This is a genomic window from Bradyrhizobium sp. 61, assembly GCF_023073075.1.
GTDB classification, from domain to species: Bacteria; Pseudomonadota; Alphaproteobacteria; order Rhizobiales; family Xanthobacteraceae; genus Bradyrhizobium; species Bradyrhizobium barranii.
This window is the reverse complement of record NZ_JADPIU010000075.1, coordinates 1-20738: the sequence shown is the minus strand read 5'-3', so window position 1 is coordinate 20738 and position 20738 is coordinate 1. Positions and strand designations below refer to the sequence as shown.

Here is a 20738-nt window from a genome sequence, read left to right as displayed (position 1 = left end):
AGCGCGGCCCGCGCCCCCTCTCGAACGGAGCTGAGCTTGGTTCGGTTCGAAAATGTCGGATTGCGTTACGGTCTGGGGCCGGAGATTCTGCGCGACCTCAGTTTCGAGATTCCGGCGCATTCCTTCCAGTTTCTCACCGGCCCGTCCGGCGCCGGCAAGACCTCGCTGCTGCGTCTGTTGTTCCTGTCGCACCGGCCGACGCGCGGCCTCGTCAACCTGTTCGGCCACGACATCTCGCAGCTCGGCAAGGACGAGATCGCGGATTTGCGCAAGCGTATCGGCATCGTGCTCCAGGACTTCCGCCTGCTCGACCACATGACGACCTATGAGAACGTCGCCTTGCCGTTCCGCGTCATGGGCCGCAGCGAGTCGAGCTACCGCAAGGAGGTGATCGACCTGTTGCGCTGGGTCGGCCTCGGTGACCGCATGGACGCGCTGCCGCCGATCCTGTCCGGCGGCGAGAAGCAGCGCGCGGCGATCGCGCGCGCCGTGATCTCGCGGCCGCAGCTCCTGCTCGCCGACGAGCCGACCGGCAGCGTCGATCCGACGCTCGGCCGCAGGCTGCTGCGGCTGTTCATCGAGCTCAACAAATCGGGCACCGCCGTCATCATCGCCACCCACGACATCGGCCTCATGGACCAGTACGAGGCGCGACGCTTCGTGCTGCACCAGGGGCGGCTGCACGTCTATGAGTAGGCCCGACGACCGCGGCGTTCTGGTCGATCTCGGACAGGAGCGTCCGCAGCTTCCGCCCAAGGCGCGCAACATGTCGCCGATCGTGCCGCGCGCCTCGATCCACGGCCGCGCGCTGGTTGCCGTCGTCGCCATCATGACCTTCCTCGCCTCGATGACCACGGGCACGGTGCTGCTCGTCAGTGCCTCCGCCGCGGAATGGCAGTCGGACGTTGCAAGCGAAATCACCATCCAGGTCCGCCCGCAGACCGGCCGCGATCTCGATCGCGACACCGCGGCAGTGACGGAGGCCATCCGCGCGCAGGCCGGCATCATCGAGGTCAAGCCGTTCACCAAGGACGAGAGCGGCAAGCTGCTCGAGCCCTGGCTCGGCACCGGCCTGTCGATGGACGATTTGCCGGTGCCGCGGATGATCATCGCGCGCGTGCAGCCCGGCACGCCGCTCGATCTCGGCGCCTTGCGCGCGCGTGTGACCCAGGCCGCCCCGAGCGCCAGCGTCGACGATCACCGCGCCTGGATCGAGCGGATGCGCTCGATGACCAACGCCACCGTGCTCGCCGGCATCGGCATCCTCGCCCTCGTCATCATCGCGACCATCATCTCGGTCTCGTTCGCGACCCGCGGCGCCATGGCGGCGAACCAACCGATCGTCGAGGTCCTGCATTTCGTCGGTGCCGGCGACCGGTACATCGCCAACCGCTTCCTGCGTCACTTCCTCAGGCTGGGCCTGGAGGGCGGCGTGATCGGCGGCGGCGCCGCCATGCTGGTGTTCGGCTTCTCCGAGTCGATCGCCGGCTGGTTTTCCGGGACCCCCGTCGGCGACCAGTTCGCAGCCCTGCTCGGCACCTTCTCGCTGCGGCCGTCGGGCTACATCGTGCTCGCCGTGCAGGCGGTGCTGATCGGCGCCATCACCGCGGTTGCCTCGCGCCAGACGCTGTTCGCGACGCTGAATGATGTCGATTGAGCCCGATAAACCGGACTCCACTTCGCCTCAAAACGTCCTAAAATCATCCGGGGAAGGGATCACCGACATCATATGACCTCGCCGACCGACGATCGATCGCCGAAATTGCCGCGCGGCTGGCTGCGCGCGGCATTGGTATCGACGATCGCGTTCGTCTTCGTCGGCGCGGCGGCGGGCTTCATCGCCTTCCTGTCGCAATTGCGCGGCGCGGAGATCGCGCCGGACCGCAAGGCGGATGGCATCGTGGTGCTGACCGGCGGCTCCTCGCGGGTGTCGGATGCGATGGAGCTCCTGGCGGCCGGCTACGGCAAGCGGCTCCTGATCTCCGGCGTGCACCCGACCTCGACGGCGAGTGACATCTCCCGGACGCTGCCGGAGAACCAGTCCTTCATGCATTGCTGTGTCGATCTCGACCGCACCGCGGTCTCGACCCGCGGCAACGCGGCGGAAGCGCGGCGCTGGGCCGAGGGGCGCGGCTTCAGATCGCTGATCGTCGTCACCTCGAACTATCACATGCCGCGCGCGCTGGTGGAGTTCTCGCACGCGATGCCGGAAACCACGCTGATCCCGTTCGCTGTGGTCGGCGAAAAATGGCGTGAGGAGCCGTGGTGGACCTCGGCCTCCACCTTGCGGCTGCTCCTGTCCGAATACGTCAAATACATCGCCGCCGAGCTGAGGGTGCGGCTGGAGGATTTCGGGATTGACCTTTCGCCCGAGATGTCGGAGCAGCCTGCAGGCGTGGCGCCGAAGCGGCCCGCCACGGCACAGGCCAATTGATCGGACCATCGATGTTTTTGATTTTCCTGCGCTCGCTCCTGTTCAACGTGCTGTTCTACGCCGTGCTGGTGTGCCTCGCGATCGTGGCGCTGCCGACCTTCGCATTGCCGCCGCGCGCCATGCTGACGGTTGCGCAATGGTGGGCGAAGGCGACGCTGTTCCTGTTGCGCGTGATCTGCAACATCAAGGTCGAATTCCGTGGGCAGGAGAAGATCCCGGCAGGGCCGCTGGTGATCGCGGCGAAGCATCAGTCGTTCTGGGAGACGTTCGTGCTGCCGGGCTTCTTCAACCATCCGATCTTCATCCTCAAGCGGCAGCTCATGCAGATCCCGGTGTTCGGCCAGTTCCTGGTCAAGACCGGAATGATCGCGATCGACCGCAAGGCCGGCGTGAAGGCGCTGCTGGACATGACGCGGCGGGCGCGCGACGCGGTGCGCGGTGGCGGACAGCTCGTGATCTTTCCGGAAGGCACACGCCGGGCGCCCGGCGCCGCGCCCGATTACAAGACCGGCTTTGCGCAGATCTATTCGTCCTGCGGCGTGCGGTGCCTGCCGATCGCGCTCAATTCCGGCCTGTTCTGGCCGCGCCGCACCTTCATGCGCTATCCCGGCACGCTGGTGGTCGAGTTCCTCGATCCACTGCCATCAGGCCTGCCGAAAGACGAGTTTCTCTCGCGCGTGCAAACCGCCATCGAAGACGCGACCGGCCGCCTCGTCGAAGCGGGCCGGAAAGAGCAGGAGCAGTTGATCGGCTCGTCGCCGAGCTACGCGCCGTCGCAGAGCTAGCGGTTCTCTCGATCTTCTGCGGGAGCCGGCGCGTGCAGCGAATGCGCATCACCATGCAGCATGGTCGCGAGCTGATGCAATTGCGTGTCGCGAAAACCTTCGGCCTCGATCGCCTTCACCGTTGCCGTCACGTAGTCGCGGTTGGCGCCGGACTGGCCATGGCCCTGGACGACATGGCGATGCTGGTCGGCGAGCGACAGCCGGCCGGCATATTGGACGTGGCCGCGATCGACGACATAGGCGAGCGCGGAGACGCGCTGTCGCGCATCGTTCTCAAGCCACACCGAGCGCATCACCTCGCGATAGACGGACGTGACCTGCTCGCGCGCCCGCAGATAGGCGACGACGTCGGCGCGGTCCTTCTCGGCGACGCGAAAAGCAATGCCGCGGCAGGCGCCGCCGCGGTCGAGCCCGAGCACCAGGCCAGGCTGCTCCGGCGTGCCGCGATGCACGAAGGAATAGACGCAGAGCGCGCGGTGCTCGCCGACCAGCCGCGCCGGGACGCGTTCCCTGAATTCGAAGCCCGGCCGCCACATCAGCGAGCCATAGCCGAACACCCAGAGGTCGCCCTTGGCTGTGGTGACGGAGGGGAGGGTCATTTCCGACATTTCGGGCACGGCTACCAGAACGACGCCCCCAAGCGAAGCGAATTCTCGGCCTTTCGGCGCGGCCGAACCCCGCTTACATTTGACAAAATCTGGGGTCAAAGGGTCGCCGCATGTCAGATATGACCGTTGCCACAGGCCGCCGCCCCCGTTGGGGCCTTTTCATCGCCCCCATTATCCTCCTGATCCTCGCCGTCGCGTGGAGCTGTTTCTGGTTCTATGCGGCCTCGCAGGCCGAAATCGCCGCAGACGCCTGGCGGGCGCAGGAGGCCAAGTCCGGCCGCATCTACGATTGCGCCAAGCGCTCGATCGCCGGCTTCCCGTTCCGCTTCGAGGTCCAGTGCTCCGGCGCCAGCGTCGCCCTGGTGTCGCAGAACGCCAGCAAGACGCCGTTCACGGCGAAGCTCGACAACATCCTGGTCGTCGCCCAGGTCTACGATCCCAAGCGCGTCATCGCCGAATTCTCCGCGCCGGCGACGCTCACCGACGGCGTCACGCAAAACACCTTCGTGGTGAATTGGAGCAAGGGCCGCAGCAGCGTGTTCGGCCTGCCGGCGGTGCCGGATCGCGCCTCCATCGTGTTCGACGATCCCGTCATCAATCGTCTCGACGGCAGCGTGCAGGTGCCGCTCGCGCGCGCCAAGCAGGTCGAGCTGCACGGTCGCCTCGCAGACGGGTCGCGGTCGGATCATCCTGTGATCGAGACCGTGCTGCACGTCGCGCAGGGCAGCATCCAGGGTGTTCATCCCTTGCTCGCCGAGCCGTTCGAGGCGGACACGCGTGCGAAGATCACGGGCCTCTCCGACCTCACCCCAAAGCCGTGGCCGCAACGCTTCCGCGAGATCCAGGCCGCCGGCGGTCACATCGAGATCGTGCAGTCGCGCGTCCAGCAGGGCGAGATGATCGCGGTTGCGGCCGGCACGCTCGGCCTCTCGGCCAATGGCCGACTCGACGGCGAATTGCAGATGACCGTGACCGGCCTCGAGCGCGTGATCCCGGCGCTCGGCATCGACAAGATGCTGGAGGAGGGGGTGCCGCAGGCAACCCTCGACCGCGTTGCGCCCGGCGTGAAGTCGCAGGACCTCAACAATCTGTTCGGCGCACTCGACCGCGCCGTTCCCGGCCTCGGCAAGGTCATCAAGCAGAACGCCAATGCCGGCGTTGCGGCCGGCATCAATTCGATCGGCACCGAGAGCACGCTTGAGGGCAAGAAGGCGAGGAGTTTCCCGCTGAAGTTCGTCGACGGCGCCGTGCTGCTCGGCCCAGTCAAGGTCGGGCAGATCCCGCCGCTGTATTGATTTGGCGACGCGTCCGCTCACGGATTGATGGAGCCGCGCACGAGAATGTCTAACCCTCACCCTGAGGAGCCGCGCTCTTCGCGCGGCGTCTCGAAGGGCGAGGCCACCAGCCCGGGCCTTCATCCTTCGAGACGCGCGTTCCGCGCTCCTCAGGATAAGGAACTGGCAGCGAAGTCGTCGCGCGAAGGACTACGGCTTCTTCAACGCCGCATGCGGCCGGCCGAAATCCGGCGCCGCCGAATCCTGGCCGATCTCGACGATGCCGCGGCGGATGGCGCGCGTGCGCGTGAAGTGGTCGAACAGCGCCTCGCCGTCGCCGCGCCGGATCGCGCGGGTGAGCTTGGCGAGATCCTCGGTGAAGGTGCCGAGCATCTCCAGCACGGCTTCCTTGTTGGCGAGGAAGACGTCGCGCCACATCGTCGGGTCGGACGCGGCGATGCGGGTGAAATCGCGGAAGCCGCCGGCCGAGAACTTGATCACCTCGGACTCCGTCACCTGCGCCAGCTCGTCGGCGGTGCCGACGATGGTGTAGGCGATCAGATGCGGCAGATGGCTGGTGATCGCGAGCACGAGATCATGATGATCCGGCGTCATGATCTCGACCTTGGCGCCCATCGCCGCCCAGAACGTGCGCAGACGATCGGTGGCCGCCGCATCGACGCCTTCCGGCGGCGTCAGGATGCACCAGCGGTTGATGAAGAGCTCGGCGAAACCGGAATCGGGACCCGAATGCTCGGTGCCGGCGACGGGATGCGCGGGCACGAAATGAATGGTCTTCGGCAGGTGCGGCGCCATGTCCCTGACGATCGCACCCTTGACCGAGCCGACGTCGGAGACGATCGCGCCCGGCTTGAGATGTGCAGCGATCTCCTGCGCCACTGGCCCGCAGGCGCCGACGGGAATGCAGAGGATGACGAGATCGGCATCCTTCACCGCTTCCGCATTGGTCGCCACGACCTGGTCGACGATGCCGAGCTCCAGCACCCGCGCGCGCGTCTTCTCCGACCGCGCGGTGGTGACGATCTCGGAGGCCAAGCCCTGGAGCTTCGCAGCGCGCGCGATCGAGCCGCCGATCAGGCCGAAGCCGATCAGCGCAACGCGCTGGAAGTGCGGTGTGATGCTCATTTGCCGGCCATGAAGTCGCGCAGGCCCTCGACGACGAGGCGGTTGGCCTCCTCGGTGCCGATGGTCATGCGCAGCGCATGCGGCAGGCGGTAGTTCTTCAGCGCGCGCAACACCAGCCCGCGCTTGGTAAGATATGCGTCGGCCTCGTCCGCGGTCTTGCCATTTTCCGGGAAGTGGATCAGCACGAAATTGGCGACGCCCGGCGTCACCTTCAGTCCGAGCTTGCCGATCTCCTCGGAGAGCCAGTTGCGCCAGGTCTCGGTGAACTGCTTCGACATCGCCTGGTGCGCGGTGTCCTCGATCGCGGCGACCGCGGCATACATCGCCGGCGTCGACACGTTGAAGGGACCGCGGATGCGGTTGACCGCGTCGATGATGTGCTCGGGACCGAACATCCAGCCGACGCGCAGCGCGGCGAGGCCGTGGATCTTGGAGAAGGTGTGCGTCACCACGGTGTTCTCGGTGGTGGCGACGAGCTCGATCCCCATCTCGTAGTCGTTGCGCGAGACGTAATCGGAATAGGCGGCATCGAGCACCAGCAGCACGTGCGACGGCAGGCCGGCGCGCAGCCGCTTGACCTCGTCGAACGGCACATAGGTGCCGGTCGGATTGTTGGGATTGGCGAGCCAGACCAGCTTTGTCTTCGGCGTCACCGCCTTGAGGATGGCGTCGACATTGCAGGTGAGGTTGGTCTCCTGCGCGACCACGTTCTTGGCGCCGACCGCCATGGTCGCGATCGGGTAGACCAGGAAGCCGTGCGTGGTCGAGATCGCCTCGTCGCCGTGGCTGAGATAGGTGTGGGCGAGCAGATTGAGAATCTCGTCCGAGCCGGCGCCGCAGATGATGCGGTTGGGGTCGAGCCCGAAAGAACGGCCGATCGCTTCGCGCAGCACGCGCGAGGTTCCTTCCGGATAGTCTTCCAGATGCGCCGCCACGTTCCTGAACGCCTCGATCGCCTTGGGCGAGGGCCCGAACGGCGTCTCGTTGGCCGAGAGCTTGAACACCTTGCGGCCCGGCTCAGCCACCGGGCTCTTGCCGGGCGTGTAGGGCGCAATATCGAGAATGCCGGGATTCGGCACGGGGCGGGACATCTTCAACTCCGGAAGTAGCTTTAGGCGGTTCGCGATCTACGATTTCGACCCGGTCGAGGGCACCGTATAGCGCGTTGCGTGGCTGCCGACGAGGGCCGTGGAGCGCACCGAGGCCCCCGCTTCGATCAGGGCAGCCTTGATCTTGTCGATGCTGGTCGCGCTCGTGACCGAGACCAGCAGCGCTGCGCCGTCGAAGGCGGTATCGGGCACTGCCACGATCTCGGCGAGCGGCGACAGGGCGCGGGCGACCTCGGCGTTCCACCCGGACACGCGCACGCTGAAGGTCTCGACCTCCGTCACCACGGCGCTGTCGGCGACGCGCGAGATCGCGAACACCGGCAGTGCGGCCGGATGGTCGGCGCGCTCGACGAAGGGCATCCGCGCGATGATCTTCGGCGCGCCGTCCGCTTCCAGCTCCAGCCACCATGGCGTGCGGCTCGAGGTCGCCGAGACCAGCGCCAGATCGCCCTTGGACTTCGCCACCGCTTCGACCGCGGCCTGCGCGCTGAAATGCGCGACGTAAGGCACCGTGAAGCCGAAATGGAAGCGCACGGAATCGCGCATCGCCGGCTCGCTCACCGAGATGTCGGCATGGACGGAGAACGGCGCTTGGACGTAAGTGAACGTCGAGATGATGACGCGCCAGATGCTCTCGACCGTGTCGAGCGGCAGGATGCCGCGATGACGCTGCACGATGTCACGCATCATGGCGGCCTCGCGCGCCGGGCGGAACGCCGAGCCGACCTCCTGGGTCTGCTTCACCTGGATCAGGCGGTCGATGATGTCGCCGCGCTGCATCAGGAGACGATGCATGCCCTCGTCGATCGCGTCGATCTCCTTGCGCAATTCCTGGAGCGATGGTGGCGCGGGCGGACGTTGGGACATATCTGCGAGATGCTGGTGAGAGGCGTTCCAATGCGGGTCGGCCAAGGCCCATCGGCAAGGCCGGATCCGCTGCGATCGACGTCCTGATTAGGCAGTCGGCGCGGCGAAAGCAAAGAGAAATGCAAAGGGAAACCGGGCCTTTTCGGCCGGCCTTTCAGGGATGAATTTGGCTAATCGGGACCATGACTTGACGAAAACCGCCCAAGACAGTAGCTTTTGCCCGTTCCGTGGTCATTTGAGCCGGCCGGCTTGCAGCCACGTTAAAAAACTCGCTAAACAGGCCGGGGACGCTTCAGATCCCGGCCGAACCTATCGTTCAGGCCGGGTTTTTCATGGCCTGATTCCAGCGGCAGCCTGACGGGTGTCGCAAACGAGGTCGATGATGGTTGGCGTGAAGCCCGTGCCGAGTCCCGCGATCAGCGCCGACGACCGGTCGCATGAGGCGGATCATCCGAATTCGCAGGTCGCGCAGTTCGGCGCCGAGCAGCCGCTGCGGCTCGATTGCGGCATCGATCTCACCCCGTTCCAGATCGCCTACCAGACCTATGGCGAGCTCAACGCCGATAGCTCCAACGCGGTGCTGATCTGCCATGCGCTGACCGGCGATCAGCATGTCGCCAACGTGCATCCCGTCACCGGCAAGTCGGGTTGGTGGGAGACGCTGGTCGGTCCCGGCCGACCTCTTGATCCTCAGCACTACTTCATCATTTGCGCCAACGTGATCGGCGGCTGCATGGGCTCGACCGGGCCGGCCTCGATCAATCCCGCGACCGGCAAGGTGTGGGGCCTGGATTTTCCCGTCATCACCATTCCCGACATGGTGCGCGCGCAGGCGATGCTGATCGACCGGCTCGGCATCGACACGTTGTTCGCGGTGGTCGGCGGCTCGATGGGCGGCATGCAGGTGCTGCAATGGACCGCGGCCTATCCCAAGCGCGTGTACTCCGCGCTGGCGATTGCCTGCGCGACGCGGCACTCGGCGCAGAACATCGCTTTCCACGAGCTCGGCCGCCAGGCGGTGATGGCCGATCCCGACTGGCACAACGGCCGCTACACGGATCAGGGCATCCATCCGCATCGCGGACTTGCGGTGGCACGGATGGCCGCGCACATCACCTATCTCTCCGACGCCGCGCTGCATCGCAAGTTCGGCCGCCGCATGCAGGACCGCGAGCTGCCGACCTTCTCGTTCGACGCCGATTTCCAGGTCGAGAGCTATCTGCGCTACCAGGGCTCGTCCTTCGTCGAGCGGTTCGACGCCAACTCCTATCTCTATCTGACCCGTGCGATGGACTATTTCGACATCGCCGGCGATCACGGCGGCGTGCTGGCGAAAGCGTTCGCGGGCATCGAGACGCGCTTCTGCGTGGTCTCCTTCACCAGCGACTGGCTGTTCCCGACCTCGGAATCGCGCGCACTGGTGCATGCGCTGAACGCGTCGAGCGCGCGGGTGTCGTTCGCCGAGATCGAGACCGATCGCGGCCATGACGCCTTCCTGCTCGACGTGCCTGAATTCTTCGATATCGCCCGTGCCTTCCTGCAATCGGCAGGGAAGGCGCGCGGGCTCACCGCCAGGATTGACTGACAAGGACGGCTAGCGATGTCTGTGCAGGAAGTGCTGCCGCTGGGCGGCGTTGCGACGGAGCAGTCAGGCCAGTTTCGCGCCGATCATCTGCTGGTCGCCGAGATGGTCAAGCCCGGCTCGAAAGTGCTCGACGTCGGCTGCGGCGAGGGCGATTTGCTCCAGCTTCTGGAGACCCGCGGCATCGACGGGCGCGGCATCGAGCTGTCGCGCGAGGGCGTCAACCGTTGCGTCGCCAAGGGCCTCGCGGTGGTGCAGGGCGATGCCGACACCGATCTCGTCAATTATCCCGACGACGCCTTCGATTACGTTATCCTGTCGCAGACGCTGCAGGCGACGCGGCAGCCGCGGGTCGTGCTGGAGAATCTGCTGCGCATCGGCCGCCGCGCCATCGTGTCGTTCCCGAATTTCGGCTTCTGGAAGATGCGGCTCCAGCTCCTGGTCGGCGGCCACATGCCGCGCACCGAGAATCTGCCGGCGACCTGGTACGACACCGCCAACATCCATTTCTGCACCATCAAGGATTTCGTCGAGCTCTGCGACGCGATCCACGTCAAGATGGAGCGCGCCGAGGCGCTGGATCTCTACGGCCGTCCATTGCGGCTGCGATTGCCGTGGTGGGTGTGGAACATGTTCGGCGAGCAGGGCGTGTTTCTGCTCACGCGCGGGCAGGGGAAGTAGTTGCCGTCATTCCGGGCCTGCGCCTGTCGGCGCATCCCGGAATGACAGCGACTGGCAGTCTAATGCGCCGCCAGCGACCGCGGATCGCGCACCGGCCAGCGCCCGGCTTCCACCAGCGTCACGAACCGCTCCACGCTCTCGTTGAACAGTGCGGGTTCTTCGAGATTGAGCACGTGGCCTGATTTCGGAAACATCGCGAGGCCCGCCGCGGGCAGGTGCTTCTTCAGGAACAGGCTTGCCCCGACGCAGGGATCGTCTTCGTCGCCGCAGATGATCAGCGCGGGCGTTACCACACCTCGAATGGCATCCGGCATCGTGTAAATCGATGGCCTGCCGCCCTGGAAGCCGCGCATCGTGTTCGCGGAGCCCTTGGCATCGTGGCGCGCCAGTGCGGCGTAGAAATCGGCGTGGCCGCGCGGATCTTTCACCAGGAAGGGAATCCGGCTCGGCGCCTCGCGCGTGACCTTTGCGACCTCGGCGGAGCCGAGCGTCTCGAACTGCTCGGCGTTGGCGCGGCACTGCTTGCGCCAGTTGTCGAGATTCTCGATCTCCGATCCTGAGCCCACGCCGGCCAGCGTCATCGACAGCGCGCGCTGCGGCGAGTTCAACCCGATCTGGAGTGACGAATAGGCGCCCATCGACAGGCCGACGAGATGCGCGCGCTCGATCTTGAGATGATCGAGCACCGCGAGCGCGTCGGTGTAGAAATGCTTGTAGGTGTAGACCTCGCCATCAGGCACGTCCGACGGCGTGTAGCCGCGCGCGGAATAGGTGATGCAGCGATGGCCGCGCGAGAAGTAGCGCATCTGCGGCTCCCAATTGGTGTAGTCGGCCGCGAACTCATGCAGAAAAATAATCGGCGTTCCCTGACCCGCTTCTTCGAAATAGACGCGGACGTCGTCCCTGGTCGTGGCGTGGGGCATTAACTGTTTCCCTCTCTTCAAGCCGCCTTTGGAGAATTGCAGTTAACGTTGTTGTCCGCAATGCGGCAGCCTCAAGCCAGCACCGGCACAAAATCATCGCAGCTATTCGCGGGCGTGGCGTCTTTTTCTCGCCACATCCGGCGGCTTAACGGCCAGACGGATGCCGGCCATCGCACGGGCCGATTGGGGAAGTGGGGTGTCAAGAAGGATGAAGTATGTTGGAGTTGTTTGCGTCTCGCCTGTCGCGTTGTGTTGTCGCGCTGGCGATTTTCTTCGCGGCGGTTGCCGCGTTCGTTTCTCCGGCCTCCGCGCGGCCGCATCATCGTCATAGCGCAGAGCGGCACGCTTACGTGCACCACGCCAGACATCATCATTACCGTCATTATCGGCATCATGCCCGCAGCTCGCGCTTCGAGCGCGGCGCGGCGCAGTTGCAGGCGAGCGGCTTCGCCGACACCCAGGCGAGCTACAATCCGAACGCCAATGTCGGCGGCATGGCCAATCCTGGAATGGCCAATAGCGGTGGCGGCTTCGGCGGCGGATCGGGCCTCGTGTCCGAGGCGCGCCGTTATATCGGCGGCAATCCGACCGGGCGCGGCAGCCTGTGGTGCGCGCGCTTCATGAACATGGTGCTGCAGCACACCGGCCATCAGGGCACCGGCTCCGACATGGCGAGCTCGTTCGCGCGCTACGGCACGCGTGTCTCCGGTCCGCAGGTCGGCGCCATCGCGGTCATGTCGCGCGGTCGCCGGGGCGGCCATGTCGGCATCATCACCGGCGTGGACGCGCAGGGCAATCCGATCATGATCTCCGGCAACAACGGCAATCGCGTTCGCGAGGCACCGGTCTCGCGCGGCCGGATCTATGCGTATGTGATGCCGAACTGACACTTGTCATTGCGAGCGAAGCGAAGCAATCCAGAATCCCACCGCGGAGACTTTCTGGATTGCTTCGTCGCTTCGCTCCTCGCAATGACGGAGTGTGTTGAGGTGGCGTCCCGTCACACCAGCTTCGGCGCTTCCACCGCGATCGCGTCACCGACGCCGATCTCGCCGTCGGCGATGACCTCGGCATAGATGCCGCAATCCATGTGGCCGAGATTGCGCGAGAGCGTCGGCGGTATCTCGAGATCGCGCTGCGCGGTCTCGGGATCGACGTTGACCGCCGGGCAGCGGACGATGCGCTTGACCACCTTGAGCCGGGCCTCGCCGATCGCCAGCGTCTCGCCGACGAGGTCGAGCTCGGACCAGGCCGGCCAACCCTTCGCGTAGAGATTGGCGCGGAAGCGCAGCGGATTGACTGCGGCGCCGCCGAGCATGGTCTCGATCGCCCGGACGCTGTCGAGATTGATGATCGACACGACCTTGCGGGCGACGTCGGAAAAGCTGTGGTCGCGGCCGGACAGAACTTTTGGCGGGCCCTTCAGCTCCGGCTGAAAATTCTCCGCGAAATAGTCCTCGATGGCGGTGCGCCCTGCGGCGGTCTCCAGATCGCCGCTGGCGACGATCTGGCCGTCCTTGCGGATGGTCAGGCGGTTGGTCGCGTCCTCGAACCGGCTGTCGAGGGACGCCAGCCGCTCATTGCGCGCCAGCATCAGGAACTGGATTTTCGGCTTCCAGGCCGGCGCCTCCGGATCGAGGCCGCTCGGTCCGTTCTCGATGGCGTAGCGGCGGTCGGCGGGCAGGGTCTGGCCGATCCGCAAGGGGGCCCGGGGCAGGGATTCCGGCGTCAGGCCCTTGATCGGGTAACGGTAAAGGCCGGCGATTTCGGCGGTCTGGCTGGCTGTCATGTCGCTACTTAAGGGATTCGACCTGCTGACGCCAAGCAGGCGGACCCGTGCACGAAATTGTGAACGCGCCTCTTCCGATCCGAGGCCAAGCTTCCCACATCTGGGTCAGGCCGGCGCCAGCGCCGGCTGCTAACGACCGCTGCCGGTTGAGGAACGTCAACGCGTCCAGCGGAAACCCAATGAAGATGCCGTTTGGAGTGCCTTAGAGGGCTCCAGGGGCAGGCCGAGGGAAAGAAAAGACATGAACATCGACAAATATACCGAACGCTCCAGGGGCTTCGTCCAGTCCGCGCAATCGCTTGCAGTGCGCGAGGGGCATCAGCAGTTTTCGACCCTGCACGTCCTGAAAGTTCTGCTGGACGACAATGAGGGCCTCGCTGCCGGTCTGATCGACCGCGCCGGCGGCAATTCCCGCGCCATCCTGAAGGCGACCGAGGACGCCCTCAACAAGGTGCCGAAGGTCTCCGGCGGCGGCGCCGGCCAGATCTATCTGGCGCCCGAGCTCGCCCGCACTTTCGATGCCGCCGAAAAGGCCGGCGAGAAGGCCGGCGACAGTTTTGTCACCGTCGAGCGGCTGCTGCTCGGCCTCGCGCTGGAAAAGACCAGCGAGGCCGGCGCGATCCTGGCCAAGGGCGGCGTCACCCCGCAAAATCTCAATGCCGCGATCGAGGCGCTGCGCAAGGGCCGCACGGCGGACTCGGCGACCGCCGAGAACGCCTATGACGCGCTGAAGAAATATGCCCGCGACCTGACCCAGGCTGCGCGCGACGGCAAGCTCGACCCGGTCATCGGCCGCGACGAGGAGATCCGCCGCACCATCCAGGTGCTCTCGCGCCGGACCAAGAATAATCCCGTGCTGATCGGTGAGCCCGGCGTCGGCAAGACCGCCATCGCCGAGGGCCTCGCGCTGCGCATCGTCAACGGCGACGTGCCCGAGACCCTCCAGGACAAGAAACTGCTGTCGCTCGACCTGGGCTCATTGATTGCGGGTGCGAAATATCGCGGCGAGTTCGAGGAGCGGCTGAAGGCCGTGCTCCAGGAAGTCACCGCGAGCGAGGGCAATTTCATCCTGTTCATCGACGAGATGCATACGCTGATCGGCGCCGGCAAGGGCGACGGCGCGATGGACGCATCCAACCTGCTCAAGCCCGCGCTCGCGCGCGGCGAGCTGCACTGCATCGGCGCCACCACGCTCGACGAGTACCGCAAGCACGTCGAGAAGGATGCGGCGCTGGCGCGGCGCTTCCAGCCGATCTTCGTGAGCGAGCCTTCCGTCGAGGACACCATCTCGATCCTCCGCGGGTTGAAAGACAAGTACGAGCAGCACCACGGCGTGCGGATCACCGATTCCGCGCTCGTGGCGGCGACGACGCTGTCCAACCGCTACATCACCGACCGCTTCCTGCCGGACAAGGCGATCGACCTCATGGACGAGGCGGCTGCGCGGCTGAAGATGCAGGTCGATTCCAAGCCCGAAGAGCTGGATTCGCTCGACCGCGAGATCATCCGGCTCAAGATCGAGCAGGAAGCTCTCAAGAAGGAGAGCGATCTCGGCTCCAAGACCCGTCTCGAGGGGCTTCAGAAGGAGCTCAGCGAGCTCGAAGAGAAATCCGCGGCCCTGACGTCGCGCTGGAGCGCGGAGAAGAACAAGCTCTCCAACGCCCAGAAGCTGAAGTCAGAGCTGGACGCGCTGCGCGTCGATCTCGCCGACGCACAGCGGCGCGGCGAATTCCAGAAGGCCGGCGAGCTGGCCTATGGCCGGATCCCGCAGCTTGAGAAGCAGCTCGCCGATATCGAGGCGCGTGAAGGCTCTGGCGATATGATGGAGGAGGCGGTCACCGCCAACCACATCGCGCAGGTGGTCTCGCGCTGGACCGGCGTGCCCGTCGACAAGATGCTGGAAGGCGAGAAGGAGAAGCTCCTGAAGATGGAGGAGCAGCTCGGACAGCGCGTCGTCGGCCAGGCCGAGGCCGTGCGTGCGGTCGCGACCGCCGTGCGCCGTTCGCGCGCGGGCCTGCAGGACCCGAACCGGCCGACCGGCTCGTTCATGTTCCTGGGGCCGACCGGCGTCGGCAAGACCGAGCTGACCAAGGCGCTCGCGGAGTATCTGTTCAACGACGAGACCGCGATGGTCCGCCTCGACATGTCCGAGTACATGGAGAAGCACTCGGTCTCGCGGCTGATCGGTGCGCCTCCCGGCTATGTCGGCTATGACGAGGGCGGCGCGCTCACCGAAGCGGTGCGGCGCCGGCCCTATCAGGTGGTGCTGTTCGACGAGATCGAGAAGGCGCATCCTGACGTCTTCAACGTCCTGTTGCAGGTGCTCGATGACGGCCGCCTCACCGATGGCCAGGGCCGTACCGTCGATTTCCGCAACACGCTGATCATCATGACCTCGAACCTCGGTTCGGAGTATCTGGTGAATCAACCGGAGGGCGAAGACACCTCAGCCGTGCGTGAACAGGTGATGGGAATGGTGCGTGGGCATTTCCGCCCCGAGTTCCTGAACCGTGTCGACGAGATCATCCTGTTCCACCGCCTGCAGAGGAGCGAGATGGGGCGGATCGTCGAGATCCAGTTCGCGCGGCTCCAGAAGCTTTTGACCGATCGCAAGATCGTGCTGACGCTCGATGCCGCGGGGCGCGACTGGCTCGCTGCCAAAGGCTGGGATCCCGCCTACGGCGCAAGGCCGCTGAAGCGCGTGGTCCAGCGCTACCTCCAGGATCCGCTCGCCGAGATGATCCTGGCTGGAGACGTCAAAGACGGGGATACGGTCGCGATCTCGTCCGAAGGCAACGTGCTGACCTTCAACGGCAACGCGCAGCAGACCGCGGAGATCGCCCAGTTCGAGGCGCCGCCGGCGTCGAAGCGGAAACTGAACTGATCGTCGCGCTCACTGCAAAACGAAAAATCGCCCCGGAGAGGCCAACTCTCCGGGGCGATTTGCTTTGACGAGGTTCGCTCTAGTTGACCGCGGATGTTGAGCCGGGTTCGGCTGGACCTTGCTCGTCGCTGTCCTCTTCGAGCTCCGACAGGATGTCGACAAGCTCGCGCACGCGTCCGTGCGCCAGCGGGCGCAAATCATTGATCATCGGCTCGTCATTGGCGAGCCAGGCCTGGGCTTCGGCGAGTTCCTCGACCGTCGCGCCGGTTCCGATGATCTGGGCGATGGTGACTTCGTCGGCTCGATCCACGGTCTTGACGACATCGTCGCGTGAGAGGCGCCGCATGGGGATCCTCCTGTTGGTCGGCTTCCGTCAGCATTTAACCGGGAAACGCGTGTGCCGGTTCCACCGGGCTGGTTTCCTCCGCGCTACTTCCTGGTGACCTTGTAGATCGCGTTCTCGATATCGGAGGAGAAGTAGATGACGCCGGAGGCGCCGATGGCGACGCCAGTCGGGATGTTGCTGGGCAGGCCCCCGGGTGCGCCCATCAGCCCGATCGGAAGATTGGCAGCGATCTCGGTGACCTTGCCGCTGTCCGGCGCGATCTCGATTAGTCGCCTGGCGCCCACTTCCGCCACGATCAGCCTGCCGTCGCTCCCGCGCGCGATGCCTTCGGGCATTTTCAACTCCTTGGCGAGCACGGTCTTTTCGCCGTTCGTCTCGATCTTGGAAACGACACCTGCGAAGGCTTCGGTGACGTAGACATCGCCGCTCGATCCGCCGACGAGCCCGACCGGACCTTCGAGGCCGCCAATCAGCGTGGTGCGGTCCTTGCCATGCTCGCCGCTGACGCGGACCAGCGATTTGGTGCCGAGCTCGGCCACCAGGATGCTGCCGTCCGCGAGCACGATTGCGTCATGCGGCGCCTTGAAATCGTGCAGCATGTCGCGGGTGGCGCCGGTCTTGGCGTCGATCACCTGCACCGTGCCCGTGAACCAGCTCGACAGGACCACGTCGTTGCCCTTCGCCGTCGCGCTCATCGGATATTCGAGCGTGGTGCCGTGATCTGGCGGGGCGGTTTGACGCCCTCGACGTCGATCTCATAGAGCGTGTCGCCGAGGAAGACGGTGGTGGCGTAAAGCCTGCCGTCCTTGCGGAAGGCGAGCGAGTTGATGCCGGGAAGGCCGCTAGCCAGCTTCTTGATCGGGCCGTCGCCCTTGCGCGAATAGAGATCGCCGGTCAGGAAGCCGGTCCAGGCCATGGTGCCGTCGGGCGCGAATGCGATGTCGTCTGCCATGCCCACGGGAGACGGGATTGCAACCTTGGCGGTACCGCCTGCAATGTCGACCTCGTAGAGCGCCGCGCCCGCGACGCTGCCGGCAAACAGATGGCCTGCCTTGTCGATTCCGAGCCCGTGCACGCCATGGAACGCCGAGCCGGGGACGAGCTTGGTGACCTCCCAGCTCTCGCCAAATACGCTCGTGGTGGCGAAAATCGCGGCGACGAAAGCTGCGCAGGCGAGCCCGTTCTTCATGGCGAGACCTCCCTTTTTTGGAAAGTATTCGCCCCTGATGCCGCTTTGGCAAACAAAACTTGACGTTGTGGCGCAGTGAAACGACGTCGCTTGACGACGTCGCATCCAGATCATGTTTTCCAGAGATGTCCGGTCGATTTCGGCCGGTTAAGGGATCAGCGGTTGGTGACCTGCAACGGGCCGCCGGTTGCGTCCGAAATGCGGGCGATGGCGCCGTTGCGGCCGCTCATCATGGCGTCGAGCCGGTCGCGTTCCTTCTCGAAGCCCGCCAGCACGGTGCCTTCCAGCGAACGGCCGCGCGGCAGTTTCACGCGCAGCGGATCGACGAAGCGGCCGTTGACGAGGATTTCGTAGTGGACGTGGGGGCCGGTCGACTGGCCGGTCGAACCGACGAAGCCGATCACCTGACCCTGCCGCACCTTCTTGCCGATCTCCATGCCCTTGGCGAAGGCCGACATGTGGCCGTAGGCCGTCTCATAGCCGTTGGAATGCTTGATGCGGATATATTTGCCGTAGCCGCCTTCGGGGCCGACCTTCTCGAGCACGCCGTTGCCGGAAGCGAAGATCGGCGTGCCGTAGGAGGTGGCCCAGTCAACGCCGGTGTGCATCTTCACATAGCCCAGGATCGGATGGCGGCGGCCGCCGAAGCCGGAGCGCATGATCGCGTTGTTGACGGGCTTCCTGACCAGGAATTTTTTCGCGCTCTTGCCGGTCTCGTCGTAGTAGTCGACGACGCCGTCGTCGGGGCTCTGGTAGCGGTAGTATTTCTTGGTCTCGCCGCCGACCGTGAGGGAGGCGAACAGCACGTCGTTCTTTTCGTTCGACGTCGTGCCCTCTTCCTCGCCAGCGTAGAACACGTCGAACGAGTCGCCCGGCTGCACCTTGCGCTGGAAATCGACGTCGTAGGAGTAGATCTTGATCATGTCCTCGATGACCGGCATCGGGACTTTGTTGCGCATCGCGGTCTCGTAGATGCTCTGGTAAAGCCGTACGCCGGTGCCGTCATCGTCGTCATCGCTGTTGGCGTTGGCCGCGGCATCGGCGACGGTGTTCATGCTGGAGACGTCGACCGCGACGTATTTGCCGAGATCGGACAGCGCCGCGATCGCCTCGACCATGGTGTCGTTTGCAACCACGACGCGATAGGGTTGGAGGCGGGCGCCGGGGCTTGCGGGCGCCATCAGGATGCGGAGTTTTTCGCCTTCCTTCAGGCCGCCGTCGCGGCCGCGCGGGCCGAGCGTCGCGGTGATCGCCTTGATCTCCTCGGCCGTCGCGCCGAGATCGCGCAGGACGGAGCCGACGCTGTCGCCCTTCTTGACCACGTGGACGCGCTCGCCGTTGGGATTGCCGCCGGTGATCTGCTCCTTGGTCTTCGGCAGCAGCGTGACGTTTTCCGGCACCACGCGCGTCTCGAAGCCGGCATAGGGATCGGACGGCGACGCTTCGGTGGCGTAGGCCATCTTCATGTCGGAGGGGCCGGTCGCGCCGGAGACGTCGGCGGTGGCATTGGCGAGCGAGGCGTAGCGCACCCCGCCATTGCCGCGCCAGTTGGCGGCGTCGCGCACCCGCATCAGGATGTCGTCGAGCGCCACCACGGCGGAAATCTTGGCCTTCGGCAGCACCGGCGACAGGTCCTTGGTGACGAAGGAGACTTCGGCATCGGGCTCGACGGCTTCGGGATTGTTCGGATCTTCCGCCGCGGTCTTCGGATCGGAGCCGACATCGGTGAGCAGGCGCTGGGCGTTGAACGGTGGGATTTTCGCCGACAGATCGCTCGTCGTCATCGACAGATTGCCGGCGATCCGGACGAACGGGCGCACCCGCATCACGTCGCGGTTGCCGACGCGGGCGACGGTGGAGACGCGCATGATGTTGCGCGAGGCCGTGGATTCGTTCGGCGGCGGCAGGCGGTCGCTCTTGTGCAGCGTGGCGGCGCGATCGGCCGCGCCGAATGCGCCGCGCAGCGCGCCTTCGACGCGCTCAGGCACCTTGGCGAAGGTCATCTCGCCGTCGAGAGACGCGAAAACGGCGCCGCCGATCAGGGCTGCGCCGCAGAGTCCGGTCAGAATTGTCCCGCTGAACCATTGCACGGAAACGCGGCGGCGATCGATGACGGCGGCCTCGGAACCATCGACGGACAGCGGCGGCTCGTGGCCGAGATCGATGATCCCGGTCTCACGCCCGTAAGCGCCGCGCGACGTCCTGTGGTTCAAACCAAGTCCCCCAATCAACGACCCAAGATGCCTGCTTTCGAACCCTTCCTGGCCGCCCTCTTGAAGGGGGATCGCCGGAAAAGGCAAGCCGCACAGGCGCCCGCGCTCAGAAGGCCCTCGATGGGGCCGGCCGAAATTACGAACAGCTGGACGGGTAAAGGTCTCTCGATGTCTCTCGAATGTCGAAGGAAGGCCGCGTCATCTGCAAGATGCCTTCCTCTGACCCCATGAAAATCGCCGGCAGCCCCCACTGGCATCCCGCGATTCAAGCTTGTCTGTACCAGAACGCCGCGGGATTGTGGCTCTAGTACGGCGCCTAATATGGAAAAAGTTTCCTGAACGGCCGGGCGCAAGAAGCCCGTCTGGCCGGGTCCGGGGGACTAGGTTTGGCCTGGGGTGGAGCTTGGTCCAGCCTTGGATGGGGCTCGTCTGCCATGGACGAGGGCTCGGTCCGGCCTGGATGGGCCTCCGCCTGTCCGGGCCCCGGGGGCGTCTGGAAGGACGCAGGGGGAGGGTGCCTGGAGAGGCGTCCAAAGCCCCCTCCGGAGCCCGCCGGCGGGCAAACTTTTTTCGAGATTTTTTGCGGTGCAGCTTTGATCCGGCCATTGGCGGCCCTTCTAATTGACTGGAATCGCGGGATTTTTTTCGATGACCCGCCGTGCGACGATTTGTTGACAATGGGCGTTGACAATCCCGGGCGGGGGGGCCTATAACCCGACCACTGAGCGCGGCGCCGCCGGGTCACTGACCAAGGCGAGCGAACGCGCCACTGATGCTCCTCACCTTGTTGAGTGACACAACAGTCGACGTAAGTCGATTGGAGTTCATTCATCGTCGGTAAGGGTGTCGGAACCCTTCCACTCTGGAAGGTTGGGGCCTCCTGGTCCCGGGCTGTTTGACAAGTGAAG

At 65.4% G+C, this 20738-nt stretch carries 17 protein-coding genes, 1 pseudogene and 1 riboswitch; of the genes and pseudogenes, 9 read left to right on the top strand and 9 right to left on the bottom strand.

Annotation, left to right across the window (positions count from 1 at the left end; genetic code table 11):
* Nucleotides 1–36 precede the first annotated feature (36 nt).
* The 4 genes from ftsE to IVB46_RS28445 all read left to right on the top strand — a co-directional run bounded on the left by ftsE (nt 37) and on the right by IVB46_RS28445 (nt 3219).
* Entirely contained in the window at nt 37–696 is a 660-nt protein-coding gene (ftsE, locus tag IVB46_RS28460) for a cell division ATP-binding protein FtsE (RefSeq protein ID WP_014491659.1), read from the top strand.
* Entirely contained in the window at nt 689–1657 is a 969-nt protein-coding gene (locus tag IVB46_RS28455) for an ABC transporter permease (RefSeq protein ID WP_063985782.1), read from the top strand. The genes ftsE and IVB46_RS28455 overlap by 8 nt, the downstream gene beginning before the upstream one ends.
* Before the next feature lie 72 nt (nt 1658–1729).
* Complete coding sequence (locus tag IVB46_RS28450; protein ID WP_247313294.1) at nt 1730–2434, top strand: YdcF family protein; 705 nt, start codon at nt 1730–1732, stop codon at nt 2432–2434.
* An 11-nt stretch (nt 2435–2445) separates the two neighbouring features.
* Nucleotides 2446–3219 (top strand): lysophospholipid acyltransferase family protein, encoded by a 774-nt coding sequence (locus IVB46_RS28445; protein ID WP_247343944.1) that lies wholly within the window; start codon nt 2446–2448, stop codon nt 3217–3219.
* Here IVB46_RS28445 and IVB46_RS28440 read toward each other — a convergent pair.
* A complete protein-coding gene (locus IVB46_RS28440) occupies nt 3216–3827 on the bottom strand; it encodes a gamma-glutamylcyclotransferase (RefSeq protein WP_247313289.1) in 612 nt (203 codons plus the stop codon). The genes IVB46_RS28445 and IVB46_RS28440 overlap by 4 nt on opposite strands.
* Nucleotides 3828–3937: 110 nt before the next feature.
* Between IVB46_RS28440 and IVB46_RS28435 the strand changes: the two genes are divergently transcribed.
* The gene (locus IVB46_RS28435; RefSeq protein WP_063985778.1) at nt 3938–5122 is read left to right on the top strand and encodes a DUF2125 domain-containing protein; all 1185 of its coding nucleotides are present in this window, start codon (nt 3938–3940) and stop codon (nt 5120–5122) included.
* 189 nt (nt 5123–5311) lie between these two features.
* On the opposite strand, the gene IVB46_RS28430 is transcribed toward IVB46_RS28435, so the two are convergent.
* Genes IVB46_RS28430 through IVB46_RS28420 form a run of 3 tightly spaced genes read right to left on the bottom strand, consistent with a single transcriptional unit; the run spans nt 5312 to nt 8223 of the window.
* On the bottom strand, nt 5312–6247 hold the full coding sequence (locus tag IVB46_RS28430; RefSeq protein WP_247313286.1) for a prephenate/arogenate dehydrogenase family protein: 936 nt from the start codon (nt 6245–6247) through the stop codon (nt 5312–5314).
* Entirely contained in the window at nt 6244–7338 is a 1095-nt protein-coding gene (locus IVB46_RS28425; protein WP_247313283.1) for a histidinol-phosphate transaminase, read from the bottom strand. Before IVB46_RS28425 ends, IVB46_RS28430 begins: the two co-directional genes overlap by 4 nt.
* Before the next feature lie 36 nt (nt 7339–7374).
* Nucleotides 7375–8223: a chorismate mutase gene (locus IVB46_RS28420; RefSeq protein ID WP_063985777.1), complete on the bottom strand. Its 849-nt coding sequence runs from the start codon at nt 8221–8223 to the stop codon at nt 7375–7377.
* A 217-nt stretch (nt 8224–8440) separates the two neighbouring features.
* Nucleotides 8441–8520, top strand: a riboswitch (SAM riboswitch).
* 85 nt (nt 8521–8605) lie between these two features.
* On the opposite strand from IVB46_RS28420, the gene IVB46_RS28415 reads away from it, so the two are divergent.
* Nucleotides 8606–9808, top strand: coding sequence for a homoserine O-acetyltransferase (locus IVB46_RS28415; RefSeq protein WP_247313904.1), 1203 nt, complete (start codon nt 8606–8608; stop codon nt 9806–9808).
* Nucleotides 9809–9823: 15 nt separating this feature from the next.
* Nucleotides 9824–10486 (top strand): methionine biosynthesis protein MetW, encoded by a 663-nt coding sequence (gene metW / locus IVB46_RS28410; RefSeq protein WP_063985776.1) that lies wholly within the window; start codon nt 9824–9826, stop codon nt 10484–10486.
* A 59-nt stretch (nt 10487–10545) separates the two neighbouring features.
* Here metW and IVB46_RS28405 read toward each other — a convergent pair whose 3' ends face one another.
* On the bottom strand, nt 10546–11409 hold the full coding sequence (locus IVB46_RS28405) for an alpha/beta hydrolase (protein WP_247343939.1): 864 nt from the start codon (nt 11407–11409) through the stop codon (nt 10546–10548).
* 215 nt (nt 11410–11624) lie between these two features.
* Here IVB46_RS28405 and IVB46_RS28400 point away from each other — a divergent pair, with 215 nt between their 5' ends.
* Entirely contained in the window at nt 11625–12296 is a 672-nt protein-coding gene (locus tag IVB46_RS28400; protein ID WP_247313278.1) for a TIGR02594 family protein, read from the top strand.
* A 113-nt stretch (nt 12297–12409) separates the two neighbouring features.
* Here IVB46_RS28400 and IVB46_RS28395 read toward each other — a convergent pair whose 3' ends face one another.
* The gene (locus IVB46_RS28395) at nt 12410–13198 is read right to left on the bottom strand and encodes an MOSC domain-containing protein (RefSeq protein ID WP_247343936.1); all 789 of its coding nucleotides are present in this window, start codon (nt 13196–13198) and stop codon (nt 12410–12412) included.
* Nucleotides 13199–13439: 241 nt separating this feature from the next.
* On the opposite strand from IVB46_RS28395, the gene clpB reads away from it, so the two are divergent.
* The gene (clpB, locus tag IVB46_RS28390) at nt 13440–16082 is read left to right on the top strand and encodes an ATP-dependent chaperone ClpB (RefSeq protein WP_247313272.1); all 2643 of its coding nucleotides are present in this window, start codon (nt 13440–13442) and stop codon (nt 16080–16082) included.
* Between the two features lie 79 nt (nt 16083–16161).
* On the opposite strand, the gene IVB46_RS28385 is transcribed toward clpB, so the two are convergent.
* The 3 genes and pseudogenes from IVB46_RS28385 to IVB46_RS28375 all read right to left on the bottom strand — a co-directional run bounded on the left by IVB46_RS28385 (nt 16162) and on the right by IVB46_RS28375 (nt 19830).
* The gene (locus IVB46_RS28385) at nt 16162–16428 is read right to left on the bottom strand and encodes a hypothetical protein (RefSeq protein WP_166103776.1); all 267 of its coding nucleotides are present in this window, start codon (nt 16426–16428) and stop codon (nt 16162–16164) included.
* A gap of 83 nt (nt 16429–16511) precedes the next feature.
* A pseudogene (locus tag IVB46_RS28380) lies at nt 16512–17617 on the bottom strand (hypothetical protein).
* A 155-nt stretch (nt 17618–17772) separates the two neighbouring features.
* Nucleotides 17773–19830, bottom strand: coding sequence for a M23 family metallopeptidase (locus IVB46_RS28375; protein WP_247313267.1), 2058 nt, complete (start codon nt 19828–19830; stop codon nt 17773–17775).
* Between the last annotated feature and the right edge of the window lie 908 nt (nt 19831–20738).

What these genes read in the sequence shown, in the direction of transcription:
- IVB46_RS28455 (WP_063985782.1), top strand. Translation starts at nt 689, where the DNA reads ATGAGTAGGCCCGACGACCGCGGCGTTCTGGTCGATCTCGGACAGGAG.
- IVB46_RS28450 (WP_247313294.1), top strand. Translation starts at nt 1,730, where the DNA reads ATGACCTCGCCGACCGACGATCGATCGCCGAAATTGCCGCGCGGCTGG.
- IVB46_RS28445 (WP_247343944.1), top strand. Translation starts at nt 2,446, where the DNA reads ATGTTTTTGATTTTCCTGCGCTCGCTCCTGTTCAACGTGCTGTTCTAC.
- IVB46_RS28440 (WP_247313289.1), bottom strand. Translation starts at nt 3,827, where the DNA reads ATGTCGGAAATGACCCTCCCCTCCGTCACCACAGCCAAGGGCGACCTC.
- IVB46_RS28435 (WP_063985778.1), top strand. Translation starts at nt 3,938, where the DNA reads ATGTCAGATATGACCGTTGCCACAGGCCGCCGCCCCCGTTGGGGCCTT.
- IVB46_RS28430 (WP_247313286.1), bottom strand. Translation starts at nt 6,247, where the DNA reads ATGAGCATCACACCGCACTTCCAGCGCGTTGCGCTGATCGGCTTCGGC.
- IVB46_RS28425 (WP_247313283.1), bottom strand. Translation starts at nt 7,338, where the DNA reads ATGTCCCGCCCCGTGCCGAATCCCGGCATTCTCGATATTGCGCCCTAC.
- IVB46_RS28420 (WP_063985777.1), bottom strand. Translation starts at nt 8,223, where the DNA reads ATGTCCCAACGTCCGCCCGCGCCACCATCGCTCCAGGAATTGCGCAAG.
- IVB46_RS28415 (WP_247313904.1), top strand. Translation starts at nt 8,606, where the DNA reads ATGGTTGGCGTGAAGCCCGTGCCGAGTCCCGCGATCAGCGCCGACGAC.
- metW (WP_063985776.1), top strand. Translation starts at nt 9,824, where the DNA reads ATGTCTGTGCAGGAAGTGCTGCCGCTGGGCGGCGTTGCGACGGAGCAG.
- IVB46_RS28405 (WP_247343939.1), bottom strand. Translation starts at nt 11,409, where the DNA reads ATGCCCCACGCCACGACCAGGGACGACGTCCGCGTCTATTTCGAAGAA.
- IVB46_RS28400 (WP_247313278.1), top strand. Translation starts at nt 11,625, where the DNA reads ATGTTGGAGTTGTTTGCGTCTCGCCTGTCGCGTTGTGTTGTCGCGCTG.
- IVB46_RS28395 (WP_247343936.1), bottom strand. Translation starts at nt 13,198, where the DNA reads ATGACAGCCAGCCAGACCGCCGAAATCGCCGGCCTTTACCGTTACCCG.
- clpB (WP_247313272.1), top strand. Translation starts at nt 13,440, where the DNA reads ATGAACATCGACAAATATACCGAACGCTCCAGGGGCTTCGTCCAGTCC.
- IVB46_RS28385 (WP_166103776.1), bottom strand. Translation starts at nt 16,428, where the DNA reads ATGCGGCGCCTCTCACGCGACGATGTCGTCAAGACCGTGGATCGAGCC.